This is a genomic window from Oxyplasma meridianum (assembly GCF_038024865.1).
Taxonomy (GTDB): Archaea; Thermoplasmatota; Thermoplasmata; order Thermoplasmatales; family Thermoplasmataceae; genus Oxyplasma; species Oxyplasma meridianum.
This window is the reverse complement of record NZ_CP133772.1, coordinates 998,240-1,012,403: the sequence shown is the minus strand read 5'-3', so window position 1 is coordinate 1,012,403 and position 14,164 is coordinate 998,240. Positions and strand designations below refer to the sequence as shown.

Here is a 14,164-nt window from a genome sequence, read left to right as displayed (position 1 = left end):
TGAAAATTTTATGAAAATATAATATACCGGCAGCAATTTACGGTTTGATATTATGGGAGACAAACTGGCAGAGGTAGAAATCTCTAAGGACGGAGAAATGTATTACGCTAAGATTTTTTTGCCTACAGGAGAAGTTATGACTCTGGAGAATGAGGATTTTGAAGAAGTTCTGGAACAGGTCGCTAACGATCTCCAGGATAGATTCAGTTCTTAGGCGGGGATGGCCCAGCGGTACGGCGGCAGCCTGCTAAGCTGTTTCTCTATGAGAGCGAGGGTTCGAATCCCTCTCCCCGCGCTATATCTAGATGAGTTCAAGCATGTATTCAAAATGTGTTCACTTTTTTCCCATCATGAATAGAGATCTCCAAAGATGAATTAAACTTCCTTTGCCGCTTCTTCATTCCATGTATCAGGCCAATTTCATGCCCACCATCTTCCCACTTTCTATTTAATTTTCATTCATATTAGACCTAAAGATAGGCTGCTAGATACCCATGCTGTTTAGCCACCTCTTATCTGTGCACTCATCATATTCCATAACCTTTAACTTTACAAGTGGAAGATTGGAATGTATACACCTTACTTCTCGTTTTTACTTTTATAGAAGAACTTTTTGAAATACCCCGTATTTGATCAATAACTCTTTAGCAAATCTGATCCAGAATGATTTCGAGGAGTTGAATTTTAAAATTATTGCCAAGGATTATCTATTGCTTAAATATGCAGAAGAGAACAGTATCATAGAGATCTCTCTTCCATAGTTTTGTCGGAAGTGCATCATGAAAATCAGAACGGGTTGTTCCGGTTGGAGTTATTCGTCATGGGTTGGACCTTTCTATCCAAAGGGTTCCTCTTCAAATGATTTCTTAAAGCTATATTCCAGAGTATTTCATGCAGTCGAGATAGATTCTACTTTCTACAGAGTTCCTGAGAAAGTTACGGTTATCAAATGGAGGGATTCTACCCCTGATAATTTCCTGTTTTCACCAAAATTTCCCGGGGAGATAACTCACAAAAATGGTCTTAACGTGGATCATAATAAAATTGCAGATTTTCTTTACCCCATAGAATTTCTTGGTAATAAGCTCGGGCCGGTTTTGGTTCAGTTGCCTGCTGCAGCCACATATAGCAAGAACTTCTGTGCACTCAGGAATTTTATAAAGATGCTTCCTGAAAGCATCAGATTTGCAATTGAGTTCAGGGACAATTCCTGGTTCAGGGAGGATGTTTTCATGGAGTTAGAGAAAAATAGGATTGCCATGGTATGGTCTGATATTCCAATGGCAAAAGTGCCCACCATAATAACATCAGACTTTATTTATCTCAGGCTAGTAGGAGATAGATCAATTGATAGCCATGACTTTGGAAAACTTAGAATAGATCGGTACGAAAGCATATTAAAATGGGCTGAAGAACTAAAAAGTAAAGAGAATGAAATTGAAAATTCCTTTATTTTCGCCAATAACCACTATCAGGGTTTCAGTCCTGCAACAGTGAATATTTTCAGGAAAGCCATGGGTATGGAAGAGGTGGAGTGGGCAACACTGCTTAAAACATCATTGCCCGATAACCAGAAGAGACTTTTCTAAAATTGACAGAATTATTAAAAACTAAAATAAAGAGGAATGATCCTTAACTCAGTTTCCATTTATCTTCAGTGCACGATAAACAAGGGCCAGCCTGAGAAATGAAAATCCCTGAAACCTGTCCACTGTGAACCCCTCTGAAAATGAAGGAATTTTTGACATCCTGACAAACCAGAACATCATCTCCCTTACTATCAGGGAAGATCTGATTAATTGGGGTACAACCCTATCTTTTGATTCCATAAGTAATTTCAGTGTGTCCCCTTCATCTTCAGGTCCCATGCACAGATCTATGAGGAACTGGTGGGTTGGAGGTTCCGTTTTGTATACTATAGAATGGGAGAGTTCTTTAAGATAATTCAGCATTTTCTCGTAATTTTCCTTGAATTCAGGATCGGAAAATCTCAATTCAGCAAGCCTTGTAGATAGTTCCTGGTTTTTGATGAAGTACATTTCAACATCGGAATCATACTGTTCCACTGTGTTGGATATCATGCATTCAAAAGTAGGGAATTTCAAATCTTTTTCCATGTATCTCCAATTCAAAAAGGTATAAATAAGTTGACTCAGCCACGTCTCTATAATAAATCCAAATTTTCTCTAAGGAACATGAAATTAGGTTAGATTCTATGATCTCAGATTTATTGTAATATTTCAGCGATATATGAAGACCGAGGCATTACAGTTTCATCCATTCTTCATTTTCCTTTGAAATTATTTTCTCTATCCTGTTTGTGTATTTCATTATGTCCAGAATGATCATAACAAGAATCATGGAAAATATAACAGTTCCACCAAGTATTATCAGGGCAAAATCCTTGCCGTAATTATCTGCAGAATTAATTGATATGAACACAACAAGCAGGTACATGAGAAACGAGATTGAAAGTCCATAGACAATTACAATTCGCGTGAGCAGTTGAAACGATTGCTTTATCCGTGAATAGTTCAGATCGGGTTCAAAGGAATCCTTCATCTTACGATAAAGCTGATTTACATCCCTCATTGCATTGAGTGAAGTTGTTGTTAATGTTGAAACATTGTCAATCTTTCGATTTGCCATGTTTTCGCTGAGTATCTGTGCTGTGTCGCTGGCATTACTGTTGGAAAAAAATCTAAGTAGCTCTTTAGTGAAAGAAATTCTAAGTATTTCACCCAGTTTGTCTACTTTGTATTTCATATTGTCAAAGTAGCTGTTAAGTCCCATTTTAATTACAAAATAAACTATAACTGATACAAATAAGACGACTGTGGGAATCAGATATAACGCTATAATTAATCGAATCATAAGGACATGAAGTTGTAATTAATACGTATTAAATAAGATTTTGAATGATTGTTCTATATCTAATTATCACCGCCTGAATATGCGGCAAATGACACTTTATATTTTTGAAAAGTCCATGTTAAAATTATCGGTTTAAGGTACCATAAAATACGACTAAAAACGCTCATGCCAGTTATTCCAATTCTTCCACTGTAAATGAGGCCTCCATTTTAAAGAATTAACTTTTAAACTTTATAAAAAGGTCCGAAAAAAGAAGCGCTGCGAACAAACCATATGTGCAAATGGATCCGTAAAGGAATATTGAAAGCTTTTTTTCAAGGCTTTTCACGTTAAGCAAACCGTAGATAAGAAAAACCATTCCAAGAGCGTAAAAGTAAATAACAACAATTTTAATCAATAGAGAAAGCGATGAAAACCATCTGAAAGAAGGAAAATATGTTACAACGAAAAAGACTATTATAGAAACTGCTTCTCCTATAATAATTCTTTTCATATCTTTTTTCATATAAATACTGTAAAGAGAGACAAAGGTTATGGCAAAGAGAACAGCTAACAAAACAATTATAATAGAATCAAAAAAATTGGATCTCGCCGGGACGAATATCTTTACAAGCGATAGTGGCGTAAACGCAAGGAAAAGCCCCGTCCATAATGCCATTGACGCCGCTAGAATTCCCATAAAGAGTGCGGTTTCTTCTTTTTCAAGGAGTTTAGGGTGAAAAGGGGTAGTCTGTACAAAGCGATGACCATGCTGTTCAGATTCCACTATAAGATCTTTTTCATCAACCGGCGGAGGTGGAGTTTTTGAAAGTATAAAATCCGGCTTAGGCAGTTTCTTTTTGTCCATCTCATAAATGAAATACCCAGCAACTACCGTGGCTATTATCATCTGCGGAATGAACTGAAAAATGGCTTTAAAATCAAACATAAAGATACACAATATTACTCCTAATTTTATATATTAATATTTTCAAATCACTTATTTTTTCTGCCGGATTTCCATTTTTTGGTTTTCCTGTAAACTTTTCCATATGGAAAGAGGGCCAATGCCACTATAACAACAATTGAAGCAAACAGATATTCATACGCATGGTTTGGGACTTCATTGGAGTAGGGCCAGTTCCCATAAAGCTCCATTATATTTAGTTTTATGAGTCCAAACCATGGAATCTGCCCCTGTGCAACTCCAACAATCTCTGAGGGGGTGACCGGGTGAATGCCCAGAAAATATTGATCCGCAGCCTGGTACGCATTCAAAGTTTGATTGTAGACTCCGCGGAATGCAAGGTTGAAGTCCCCTACTGTGATAAAGCCACTTTCATTATGAAACCCACTGATCATAACAAGAAGATTTCTATGCGAGAATCCAACGTCTCTGATCAGGACATATGACTGATTAACAGTAATCCAGCTCTGGTTTGTATATCCCTTTACAATTGGATGTGAACCATTCCAGGTGAGATAAAAAATAGCACGATGAATAATGATCTTTCCCGGACCATGGTAAAGAATCACATTTCCAAATTCACCATAAGTGGAATATCCTGTCTCCCTCCCTACTACATAAGTAACAATATCCTTTACCGGATCTGGGGTTCTCTTAACGAGAACAACATCCCCTGCATTTATAGTTCCCCACGTCCAGTTGGCTGAATGCTCCATGCTTTCAGAAGCAACAACATAAACTGGAGGTACCTCCTGCGTATATGCAAGAATGCCACCTATAAGGATTATAATTATGAGGAGTATTATGATATCTATTTTTGTTCTTACTTTCATCCATTCTCACCAGAAAAATACATACCTTAATTACAACTGCATAAAAAAAATTGGATAAAAATATTCGCATTATTCTATTTCATATATATTTTAAATCTATATTTAACATTCATATCAATTTAAATATGTGATTCCCTTAAACAGAGAAGCATTTTTAATTTTCGTATTTACTTCCATAGGCCAATAGGCAGGTCTATAATATATAATTTAAATTCAAATGCGTTTATCTCATGCTTTTTTTTCGAGTTTAATCACAAACTAATTTCCGAAATGATTAATCCGTATTCAGATACTTATAGATGCGATTCAATTCTTCAAGGGTTTTTAAACCCTGTCTGGTAATTTTATAGCGTTTCTGCTTAAATTCGTTCTCAAATATATCAATGAGGTTATTGGTTTTCATTTCTCCTATAAAAGAAAGGGCGGCTTTGTAGTTTAGATTGCATCTGTAAAGGATCTTTGTTATGCCTGCACCTTCTTCCTGACTTGTAAGTGACAATATATCAATTAATATTTTGCTCTTGTCTCTCCTATGATGCTTGGAATTGTCTCTTCTTTTCGACTTAATGTTATCATAGGCAGATTTTATATTAACGTCTTCAAGTATTATCATCTCTTGGCCGTCATATATTATTGATTTAATTTTATCTATAAGAAGGAGGTCAGCAAGGTTCTTTTCCTTCTTTGTAAATTCTTTTTTCGAAAGCACATAGCACTTGTGTGCACCCACATTCTTTGACTGGATAGAAAGAAGCGAAATTTCTTCTAATCTATCTTTGTCCCCTGTTTTAAGCTGCATAATAACATAGAACCTATGGGAATACTTATCCCGAATAACATAATCAAAGAAATTTATTCCTCCATCCTTATCTTCCAAAACTGCCCCAATTTCAAGATTCCAAAATGAGGAACTAATGTATAAGCAAGAATTTGAGATCTTAAGTTCACGATCTTTTTTGTCATCATCTAAGTCCACGTCAATCAACCCAAGTCACCACACACATCCGGAAAATATCAAACGCTTTCCCGTCACATATTTTCATATTTATAGATATAAGATTATTCCAATAATTATATTATCATCTTTTGTAGTGCAATTTGCATAAATAATTGTCAGCCATTTGTGTGAAAAATAAAGGAAATAGTTAATTATAGTAGGTTTTAGATATTTCCTAATAGTCTTAAGATATTCCCTTGTTCCGTTTTCTCTTGCCGCCTTATTTAATATAAAATGGATTGATGGGTTAAATTGCTATTGTGAGAATTTTAGAGATCACAGAATTCCTGATATCAACTTTAACAATCAAAAAATTTAAGTCTAACAATGATCCAGCTTACCCACAGTCAACAATTTATTTTGGGGCAGTACAGTCAATTCACCATTTCTTTTGTGGTCGAATGCGAGCTTTAGTGGATTCTTATTTAATATAATAAAAAAGGTGCTTTTTTATGATACCAAAAACAAAGTCGATGCTGATCTGTAATTGCCTTAGCATTTGCTCACCATATTGGTTATCCCTGGTTTATTATCCTAAACTTGGTAGAAAGTATGTTGTGTATTATATCTCCTCTAGCCCTCTTCCTGACATGGAAACAGCCCTCCATCTTTATTTGAGGTTTCATCATCCTCCTATTTTTACTTTATCCAATTTGTTCTAATTCCAAATCGTACCAGATTAACGACTTCACAATTTCAACTAGCAAAGGTTCTGCTTTCTTTTTATTGTTTCTGAAAAGGGTCTCCTCGAAACTAAATATCCTGTAAGTTTTTTTCTAAATCATTGATTATCTGGAAAAAGATAAGAAATCTTCAAATTAGACCCAGTTATTCTGTCTTTGTTCAGAATTCAGAAAAATTTTTTGGATTTTTCTTGCCCTACAAGATAGTAAAATCGGTTGAATTTTCCTTCTTGGATCTCTAGGACAATCCCCCATTAATTTTCCAAAAAATATTTTTTCAAACATTGGATGCGAAGGGCCGGATTTGAACCGGCGGACCCCTGCGGGAATGGACCCTGAATCCATCGCCTTTAACCTAGCTCGACAACCTTCGCAATGATATCCTACATTATTGTGAGGTATATTAAAAGTATCCAAAATTAAAGGTCCAAGGTCACATATGGTTATGACAGGAAACTAAGGTGGATTTAGAATAATAACTGCCCTTTAGGTTAATTCATTTTGAATATTGTATTTTATATATAGTAACATGCAAATGCTTTGTTGTATTCATCATTTAACAACTAAAAACGCTGCTTTCAAAACAGATGAAAAAGTTGTCATTGAGGAATGGAAGAGAAAGCATGGTTATGAGATGATTGATGCCTGTGACATTTGCAATAGGGAATGATTCCGAACATGTGAAGAAGTGGATTGAAAGCCAATATCCCCAATACGTGAAAAAAGAAAAAGATCATAATGCAACAATACTCTTCCAGTATGAATCCGGCATGCAATCCTCTTTAGACAGAGGGATGGCATGATCTCCTCGTAAGAGAGGAGAGGCTATTGATGTGAGGGAAAAGAGGGAGAAGATATGAATATCCTTACTTCATGATTGTGAATGTCATGAATTATGATTGCATCATAAAGTACCTTGGCCAGATCCTCTCTAAAATACATGGATACCTATTAGATGCCCATGCATATTCATGGGCAACATGATCCAAAGGATCAATAAGGTCAAACAATTCTTCAGAATTCATAATTATGGAATGGTAACAAGAGGTATTACATCATACTCCCCAGAATTTGATCATAATGATAATCATGATTATAATCACGATGAATAAGCATGAAATGCCCTGAAGTATCAGGAACTTTTAAATTTCTGCCATATGATCTATGAGGATCTCTAAGACAGAGCAGAGGAGACATTACTGAAGATGAAAAATAATCTGGAAAGGATAAAGAAAATAATAAGAAGAAAAAACTTCCAATGCCTTAAGAGGTGAGAATTCATTAAGGCAAAAAAGAATAAGCGATAAATAATTGATAAAGTTATAATAAATCTCTTACATTACTGCCCCGTAAAATGTTTGAGCATTCATTCGGGAAAATAGCAGAATTTTCGTCTAGAAACAGCGGAAAAGTCATAATTGCGTGGATAGTTATATTTCTTCTTATGGCCCCTGCCGCAACTCTACTTTTTAAAGAAACTTCTTACAATATAGGTTCAAGTATTGTTCCGCCAACATCCATGGCACAGGTTGCTTCCAATTACCTTTCATCAGAGTTCGGATCATCAAATACGGGCTCTTCAGTTGGAAACAATTCATCGTCTGTTTTAGTAACAAATAATACAAACATAAACAGCCAGTCGGTTACATCAAGCTTGATCCCGATGATTAAGGCTGAAAACTCATATTTAAAAAATATAACCGGGTATTCAAATATTACTTCGGTGTTTTCCGTTGAAAAGGGCATACTTCTATCAGTTTCTTCAGGAATGAAAAAGGAACTCAATTCCACATATTCTTTAATAGAAACTATAAACAATAATGCAAAAACAATAAACACTTCATTAAACGAGACTGTTTTTCTTGAATACGGGATTCCTGACTATTACCTTCATTTGCTGAAAAGTTATAATAACTCATTAATGGCTTACAATAATACAGTAACACAGATAAAAATTCAGCATTTACCGCCATTCGAGTTAAATTATTTTAACAATGTAACTTATTTTTTCAACAAAACAAATAACATGACAAATTCCATCCATGAAACCCTTTATAACTCTTCATTTCCTCAATTTATGTTAACAAATAACACTACTAAGATGATTCTTGGCTTCATGTTTTCAATAAACGGTAATCTCACAATTTCCAACTTTAATAAGACTTCATCATACGATCCATATGCCTACAGATTCGTTACATCCTCTATAAATTCCATCCTTTCAGAGAATACAAGCCTGGTAAAATTTGTAACTACTGATCTGAACATATCCATGGGTGAACTTGTTGGGGATTCATTTAACCTTAGTAATACCCTTTCACTTAATCCAGTTTTATCACTGTCTGTTGATTTTGTTTACAATGGGTTCCAGAAGACCCTCTACTTGAACCCAGAAATACAATTGAATCCAAGCAAGAGCATCGTCAAATGCTATATTTCAACCTTGAATGGAACCAGCAGCATCAATAAAACAGTGGATTCAGAGATGACACATAATGGCTTTGACCAATATCCTGTCATTCCTACCTCCCCTATTTATCATCAATTCGTTGGCTATAATAATGCAACATTGGTGATAATGATCACGTCAGGCCAGAATCTTAACCCGTCACAGACAAACCAAATGGAGGAAATTGCCAGAAATTATACATCCAAGATCCCTCAGGCAAATGTTTACGTAGCTGGAACATCAACTGTAGATAGCCAGTTAGCTTCAGAATCTCTCAACGGAATGATCAAGGCACTTATCCTTGGGATTATACTTTCCGTCATGATAGTGGGTATTTTCTTAAGATCAATTTACGCAGCTTTCCTTCCTCTTGCAATGTTCGGAATTTCTGTGGTTGTTGCCTTGGGAATAAACGGTCTCCTTTATAAGTATGTGATACATGGCACTGTTTCTTTCATTACACCTACGTTGCTTTTGGTCCTTCTCCTTGGACTGGTTAGTGATTACGTTGTTTACATAATGTCCAGATTCAGGAGGGAGCTTAGAAAGGGCAATCCTAAAGCCGTCGAGGATTCTGGGCAGTGGGCAGGAAATGCCGTGTTCACATCCGGCCTTACCGTTGCTCTATCATATGTGGTTCTCTATATCTCTCATGTACCAATTTTCAGCGATTCGGGTATAACAAATGCCATAGGTGTTGTGGTGGCAATTCTCGTTGCCAATACATTACTTATTGCAATTCTAAAGAGAGCAGGTCCAAAGGTGTTTTACCCTTCAAAAATAAACCATAATGCAAAAATCCCGCTTGAAAACACCATGGATAGAGTGGCAGGTTTTGTCATAAAGAACAAAGGGAAACTTGTTGTAGTTTTAGTCTTGGCTGCACTTTTCGGTTCATATGTATATTTCATAACGCCAACCAACATGGATGTGTTTAATTTAGTTCCCTCTAGCAGCGGGATTCAGGCAATAGAAGTAGTAAATGATAGTTTCCATGGCGATTTCTTCGACAGGGGCTATGTTATTGTGAAATTCCAGTCTCCACTTTTAAACAGTTCAGGTTATAACTCAACAGAAATCAAAGAAGTAACAGATTTGGAAAATCAGATTCGGAATACGAGCGGTATCTCAGAAGTGTTTGGCCCAACTATGCCCTTTGGTTATTATATTCCTTTCAATTTGACAGGTATACCGAATTCCCAGAAATCCATCTATTTGTCCAAAATTGATTCATTTATAGGTAAGAATTCATCGTTTGCGGTTATAGACTTCCAGCTTTCAAATCTGGCATGGACGAAAGCCTCATCTGATTCGGTTAAAACAATGATTCAGTCCCTATCCACCAAAGATTCTGCACAATATTCAGTTTATGTGGGTGGTGAGACAGAGTCCCTCAACAATGCTTATTCCTTTACCGCAAGTGCATTCACAAAGATGGTCCCAATTCTGATAATAGCCATATTCGTGGTCTTACTAATACAGTTAAGCTCTGCACTAACACCATTGAGGCTTATCTTCATGGTTATAGCATCTGTGGTGGTTGCGCTCTCAATTTCATACGGTCTTATCTATTACATGGAAAAACTTCCCATCCTTATATTCCTTCCAATGTTTGTTTTCATAACTTTGCTTGCTGTTGGTCTGGATTATGATATATTCATGGTCTCCAGAGTAAGGGAGGAAGTTATGAAGGGGATCAGTGACCAGGAAGCAATAAAAACAAGCATAACTGAAAACGGAGGAGTAATAATGGCTCTAGGTACAATCCTTTTTGCGACATTTGGCTCACTGTATTTCAGCGGTCTGGGAATCATTCAGGAAATAGGCATAGGTCTTGCCTTTGGAGTGCTTGTTGACACATTCATCAGCTGGCCTTTCTTCGTGCCATCTATAATGCTTATCTTAAAGAAGCTCAACTGGTGGCCTTCAAAGATCGGGGAAAGAAAAAAATAAGCATCTATTATATTATTTACAATATCATATTTTTAATGTCATAAGAATTACAAAAGGCACTACCTTCTTCTTATAAACTTTACAGGAAAAAAATATATAGGATTCTCCAATGTCAGGAAGAAACCAATGAAGACTTATTTGAAAGTTGCATTTTCCAGTGAAGGTGCCAAGCCAAGCGAAGTGATAAATAGGCTGCGGTCACTGGGATTTAAACCCGTAATCGGTGAACAGGATATGATATATGAGTGGGGAGACAATGCAACAACCGAAGATTCAATCTGGTTCGCTGACAAGATACAGGCTACACTGGAAGGTTTCAAGGTTACTTTCCAGATAGAGACACTCAACGATTAGAACTTCCATGTTTCTGGTCCCAGTATTTACTTATTGCTTGTGGCTATGATCAAAATTGGATCATTTCATATTCTATTTTAATAGACCAAATTCATGTGCCGAGATCTTAAGGCATTGAAAATGAGAAAGTTTCTATGTTTCTCAGCCCCAGATTTTTCTTTATGAGGTTAAACCAAATTTCAATAGGGCAACCGTCGGATATTTCCGCAATTTCCACATGTAACAGATACAATCCCCCCTCTCAATCTTATACGGCAGTTTCCATAAAGTGTTTTGCAGTTTTTGCAATATGATCTCTTTATCTCTTTGGGAAGTGTTATGTCCAGCCTAGAGGCTATATTTTCCATAACTCTCAGGCAGTTCGTTGATAACTCACTGTCAGACCTGAATTTGCCAGCTTTTCTGTTAAGTTGCATTATGCGATCCCATGCAATTGTTTTCTGGGACATAAAAGAAGAGTTATTAGAACTATAAATATCCAGAAGTATGGTAAAGCTGGCAATACTTGATGTAGATGGAACAATAACCGACAGTTCCAGAAGGATACAGGAATCTGCAATAACGGCCATAAGGAAGGCTCAGGATAACGGTAAAATAATCAGTCTTGTCAGCGGAAATGTTGTGCCGGTTATGTATGCACTGCAGGTATACATAGGAATCAAGAATGAGGTATTCGCAGAAAACGGGGGAGTTATGTATTTCAAAAATAAAATTGAAAAATTCTTTCATAAGCGTAAAACAGATGAATTTCTCACCCATATATCAAAAATAAGCAGTGCCAGAGGAATATTCACAAATGTTTGGCGGTACAGTTCCATGGCTTTTGAAATGGATTCTGAAGATGTTGAAAAGGTGAGGGCAGAGTCTATAAAATGGAATCTTGACATAACCGACAGCAGTTTTTCATGGCATGTCCTCAACAAAGGTCAGAATAAAGGCTACGCATTGAAAAAATTGATAGAACTGCACAATGTTGAGAAAGAAGATGTACTGGTTGTAGGGGACTCCAAAAACGATCTTCCCATGTTTGTGGAGGATGTAAACAGATCAACTGTTAAAAATGGAGACCCGGGTCTAAAAGAACTATCAGACTATATCTCGCCCAGGGGTTTGGACGAGGCTATTCCGGATATTTTCAGAAAGTTTTCACTTATCTAAATCAATGAGATATTTTCCTGTCCTGCCGTAAATGATCTCGCCATTCTCAACTATTATGTTTCCTCTCATCATAACGTTCTCAGGAAATACAACATCCATCCTATTGAAGGGTGTTTCCCAATTCTTCGAATGCAGTTTTGACTGGTTAAGTCTGTGGATTGATGAAAACTTGACATTAAAGAAGTCTGCATATGATCCTTCCCTGATTTCACCTTTGTTTATATTGAAAAGTTTTGCAGGATTCAAAATGGCAGTCCTGTAGAAAAGATCAGGTGAGAGTAACTTCTTGGACACCAGGGCAAGAAGTATGGGGATTCTTGTCTCAACACCTATTATCCCAGATTTTGCATATTCAAGATCCTCTTTTTCCTCAGGAGTATGCGGGGCATGGTCAGAAGATACAATGGAGTATTTTCCAGACAGGTATGCCTCAAGGTTTGACCTCTGTACAGCTGGTTCTCTTAATGGTGGGTTTACCTTCCCATAACTCCCCAGATCCATCTCATCGTTAAGGATCATATGATGAGGTGTGATTTCAGCATAGGTCCCTTCTCCAGCTACGAACTTCAGATTGGAACTATCGCTCACATGCGCTGCAATCTTTCTTTCAATGTTTAATTTTGACATGGCGTTAAGAGCAATTGCTTCACATTGAGACGGTCTGGACATATTGTGATCCTTCAAAGTAAACGTTTCTCTGCGGGAAATGTCCAGGCAGTGCTGGTCCTCTGCATGAAATACAACGGGTTTGTGCAATCTGGAAATGCTGCTAATAGCTTTCTCTTCAAGTTTTTCCATCCCAGTTGTGTTTGTACTCCCGCCCATATATATTTTCAGAGCAACTGAATCCGGATGGATGATTTCCGCATTGGTTCCGGTGAACATGGAGTACAAACCGAAATCCACGAATGATCGCCCCCTTATTGATTCAAGTTTCCTTTCATATGACTGGTAGTTGTCTATGGGTATGATATTGTTGGGCATGTCCAGAACAGTGGTTGTACCTCCATATGCAGCAGCCATGGAACCTGAGGAAAAATCCTCTTTCTGAGTCTCCCCAGGATCTCTAAAGTGGACATGGGTATCAGTTCCTGCTGGAAATATGGCTCCTTCCAATTCCAGTTTTCGACCCTTAATAAATTTCCTGATTCCCTGGATCCTTCCCTCTGATATTGCCAAATTAAGATCCTGGTAACTCCCCTTATAATAGAATTTTCCCGACAAAGTCAAATCTTCATTTTCCATCTAAACACCCCTTCTATCTCCCCATATGATCTTGTGCAGCTGGGGGAGTACTCTCACATCTAAATGGTCCTGAAGCACCTGTTCCGTAATCCACTTTATATCAGTTCCCCACGCTGGCTGAAAGACAACTCTGATGGGGCGATCTAGATCATTAAGGAATTCCTTTGAAAAATCATAATCCTCCTGGTTTGAGATTACAAATTTAATATAGTCATGGTTGCGCAAAATATCAAGATTGTGCCTGTAAAGGCTTCTGTTCTCACCCGATGAAGGAGTCTTTATGTCCATATCTATCATGGTGTTATTGGAAAAGAGACATTTCTCTATGGAGAGTGATCCCCCAGTCTCTATGAGAACCATTTTTTTTGCCTCTATGGATCTCTTGAGGAAATCCGGGGTTTGTCTCTGCAGAAGTGGTTCTCCGCCGGTCAAACATATCCATTTTTCACTGGATTTTGAAACTATCTCAATAATATCATCAATGCAGGTCTCCTGCCCACCCTGGAAAGTGTAGGTGGAATCGCACCATCTGCATCTGAGGTTGCATCCGTTTGTTCGAACAAAAAGCATGGGCTCACCTATAAGATACCCTTCCCCCTGTATACTGTGGAAAATTTCCGTAATTTTCAATAGTTACTGTATTTTAAATGGACTTTAACCCTTTTGATTCTC

At 37.1% G+C, this 14,164-nt stretch carries 14 protein-coding genes and 2 tRNA genes; 7 read left to right on the top strand and 9 right to left on the bottom strand.

Features of this window, described 5'->3' with window-relative positions; translation table 11 throughout:
- Positions 1 to 52 precede the first annotated feature (52 nt).
- From OXIME_RS05280 to OXIME_RS05270, 3 genes are all read left to right on the top strand, one after another.
- Positions 53 to 214 (top strand): hypothetical protein, encoded by a 162-nt coding sequence (locus OXIME_RS05280; RefSeq protein WP_393970808.1) that lies wholly within the window; start codon positions 53 to 55, stop codon positions 212 to 214.
- Positions 215 to 295: transfer RNA gene (locus OXIME_RS05275), tRNA-Ser, on the top strand.
- A gap of 484 nt (positions 296 to 779) precedes the next feature.
- Positions 780 to 1,589, top strand: coding sequence for a DUF72 domain-containing protein (locus OXIME_RS05270; protein ID WP_393970807.1), 810 nt, complete (start codon positions 780 to 782; stop codon positions 1,587 to 1,589).
- A 48-nt stretch (positions 1,590 to 1,637) separates the two neighbouring features.
- On the opposite strand, the gene OXIME_RS05265 is transcribed toward OXIME_RS05270, so the two are convergent.
- From OXIME_RS05265 to OXIME_RS05240, 6 genes are all read right to left on the bottom strand, one after another.
- A complete protein-coding gene (locus OXIME_RS05265) occupies positions 1,638 to 2,117 on the bottom strand; it encodes a hypothetical protein (protein ID WP_393970806.1) in 480 nt (159 codons plus the stop codon).
- A gap of 148 nt (positions 2,118 to 2,265) precedes the next feature.
- On the bottom strand, positions 2,266 to 2,874 hold the full coding sequence (locus tag OXIME_RS05260) for a hypothetical protein (RefSeq protein ID WP_393970805.1): 609 nt from the start codon (positions 2,872 to 2,874) through the stop codon (positions 2,266 to 2,268).
- 217 nt (positions 2,875 to 3,091) lie between these two features.
- Positions 3,092 to 3,802 carry a hypothetical protein gene (locus OXIME_RS05255; protein WP_393970804.1) on the bottom strand — a complete coding sequence of 237 codons (711 nt, stop codon included), beginning with the start codon at positions 3,800 to 3,802 and terminating at the stop codon, positions 3,092 to 3,094.
- Between the two features lie 47 nt (positions 3,803 to 3,849).
- Entirely contained in the window at positions 3,850 to 4,653 is an 804-nt protein-coding gene (locus OXIME_RS05250) for a S26 family signal peptidase (RefSeq protein WP_393970803.1), read from the bottom strand.
- Positions 4,654 to 4,927: 274 nt separating this feature from the next.
- Positions 4,928 to 5,629, bottom strand: a complete 702-nt coding sequence (locus OXIME_RS05245) for a winged helix-turn-helix domain-containing protein (protein WP_393972254.1) — start codon at positions 5,627 to 5,629, stop codon at positions 4,928 to 4,930.
- Positions 5,630 to 6,622: 993 nt separating this feature from the next.
- Positions 6,623 to 6,707 (bottom strand) — tRNA-Leu (locus OXIME_RS05240).
- A gap of 267 nt (positions 6,708 to 6,974) precedes the next feature.
- On the opposite strand from OXIME_RS05240, the gene OXIME_RS05235 reads away from it, so the two are divergent.
- From OXIME_RS05235 to OXIME_RS05225, 3 genes are all read left to right on the top strand, one after another.
- Positions 6,975 to 7,136: a hypothetical protein gene (locus OXIME_RS05235; protein ID WP_393970802.1), complete on the top strand. Its 162-nt coding sequence runs from the start codon at positions 6,975 to 6,977 to the stop codon at positions 7,134 to 7,136.
- A gap of 551 nt (positions 7,137 to 7,687) precedes the next feature.
- Positions 7,688 to 10,735 carry an MMPL family transporter gene (locus tag OXIME_RS05230; RefSeq protein WP_393970801.1) on the top strand — a complete coding sequence of 1,016 codons (3,048 nt, stop codon included), beginning with the start codon at positions 7,688 to 7,690 and terminating at the stop codon, positions 10,733 to 10,735.
- A gap of 126 nt (positions 10,736 to 10,861) precedes the next feature.
- A complete protein-coding gene (locus OXIME_RS05225; RefSeq protein WP_393970800.1) occupies positions 10,862 to 11,089 on the top strand; it encodes a hypothetical protein in 228 nt (75 codons plus the stop codon).
- A gap of 179 nt (positions 11,090 to 11,268) precedes the next feature.
- On the opposite strand, the gene OXIME_RS05220 is transcribed toward OXIME_RS05225, so the two are convergent.
- Positions 11,269 to 11,538, bottom strand: a complete 270-nt coding sequence (locus OXIME_RS05220) for a ribonuclease P protein component 4 (RefSeq protein WP_393970799.1) — start codon at positions 11,536 to 11,538, stop codon at positions 11,269 to 11,271.
- A gap of 37 nt (positions 11,539 to 11,575) precedes the next feature.
- Here OXIME_RS05220 and OXIME_RS05215 point away from each other — a divergent pair, with 37 nt between their 5' ends.
- Positions 11,576 to 12,247: a phosphoglycolate phosphatase gene (locus OXIME_RS05215; RefSeq protein WP_393970798.1), complete on the top strand. Its 672-nt coding sequence runs from the start codon at positions 11,576 to 11,578 to the stop codon at positions 12,245 to 12,247.
- On the opposite strand, the gene OXIME_RS05210 is transcribed toward OXIME_RS05215, so the two are convergent.
- Entirely contained in the window at positions 12,236 to 13,492 is a 1,257-nt protein-coding gene (locus OXIME_RS05210) for a dihydroorotase (RefSeq protein WP_393970797.1), read from the bottom strand. The genes OXIME_RS05215 and OXIME_RS05210 overlap by 12 nt on opposite strands.
- The gene (locus tag OXIME_RS05205) at positions 13,493 to 14,122 is read right to left on the bottom strand and encodes a 7-carboxy-7-deazaguanine synthase QueE (RefSeq protein WP_393970796.1); all 630 of its coding nucleotides are present in this window, start codon (positions 14,120 to 14,122) and stop codon (positions 13,493 to 13,495) included.
- Between the last annotated feature and the right edge of the window lie 42 nt (positions 14,123 to 14,164).

What these genes read in the sequence shown, in the direction of transcription:
- OXIME_RS05280 (WP_393970808.1), top strand. Translation starts at nt 53, where the DNA reads ATGGGAGACAAACTGGCAGAGGTAGAAATCTCTAAGGACGGAGAAATG.
- OXIME_RS05270 (WP_393970807.1), top strand. Translation starts at nt 780, where the DNA reads ATGAAAATCAGAACGGGTTGTTCCGGTTGGAGTTATTCGTCATGGGTT.
- OXIME_RS05265 (WP_393970806.1), bottom strand. Translation starts at nt 2,117, where the DNA reads ATGGAAAAAGATTTGAAATTCCCTACTTTTGAATGCATGATATCCAAC.
- OXIME_RS05260 (WP_393970805.1), bottom strand. Translation starts at nt 2,874, where the DNA reads ATGATTCGATTAATTATAGCGTTATATCTGATTCCCACAGTCGTCTTA.
- OXIME_RS05255 (WP_393970804.1), bottom strand. Translation starts at nt 3,802, where the DNA reads ATGTTTGATTTTAAAGCCATTTTTCAGTTCATTCCGCAGATGATAATA.
- OXIME_RS05250 (WP_393970803.1), bottom strand. Translation starts at nt 4,653, where the DNA reads ATGAAAGTAAGAACAAAAATAGATATCATAATACTCCTCATAATTATA.
- OXIME_RS05235 (WP_393970802.1), top strand. Translation starts at nt 6,975, where the DNA reads ATGCCTGTGACATTTGCAATAGGGAATGATTCCGAACATGTGAAGAAG.
- OXIME_RS05230 (WP_393970801.1), top strand. Translation starts at nt 7,688, where the DNA reads ATGTTTGAGCATTCATTCGGGAAAATAGCAGAATTTTCGTCTAGAAAC.
- OXIME_RS05225 (WP_393970800.1), top strand. Translation starts at nt 10,862, where the DNA reads ATGAAGACTTATTTGAAAGTTGCATTTTCCAGTGAAGGTGCCAAGCCA.
- OXIME_RS05220 (WP_393970799.1), bottom strand. Translation starts at nt 11,538, where the DNA reads ATGTCCCAGAAAACAATTGCATGGGATCGCATAATGCAACTTAACAGA.
- OXIME_RS05215 (WP_393970798.1), top strand. Translation starts at nt 11,576, where the DNA reads ATGGTAAAGCTGGCAATACTTGATGTAGATGGAACAATAACCGACAGT.
- OXIME_RS05210 (WP_393970797.1), bottom strand. Translation starts at nt 13,492, where the DNA reads ATGGAAAATGAAGATTTGACTTTGTCGGGAAAATTCTATTATAAGGGG.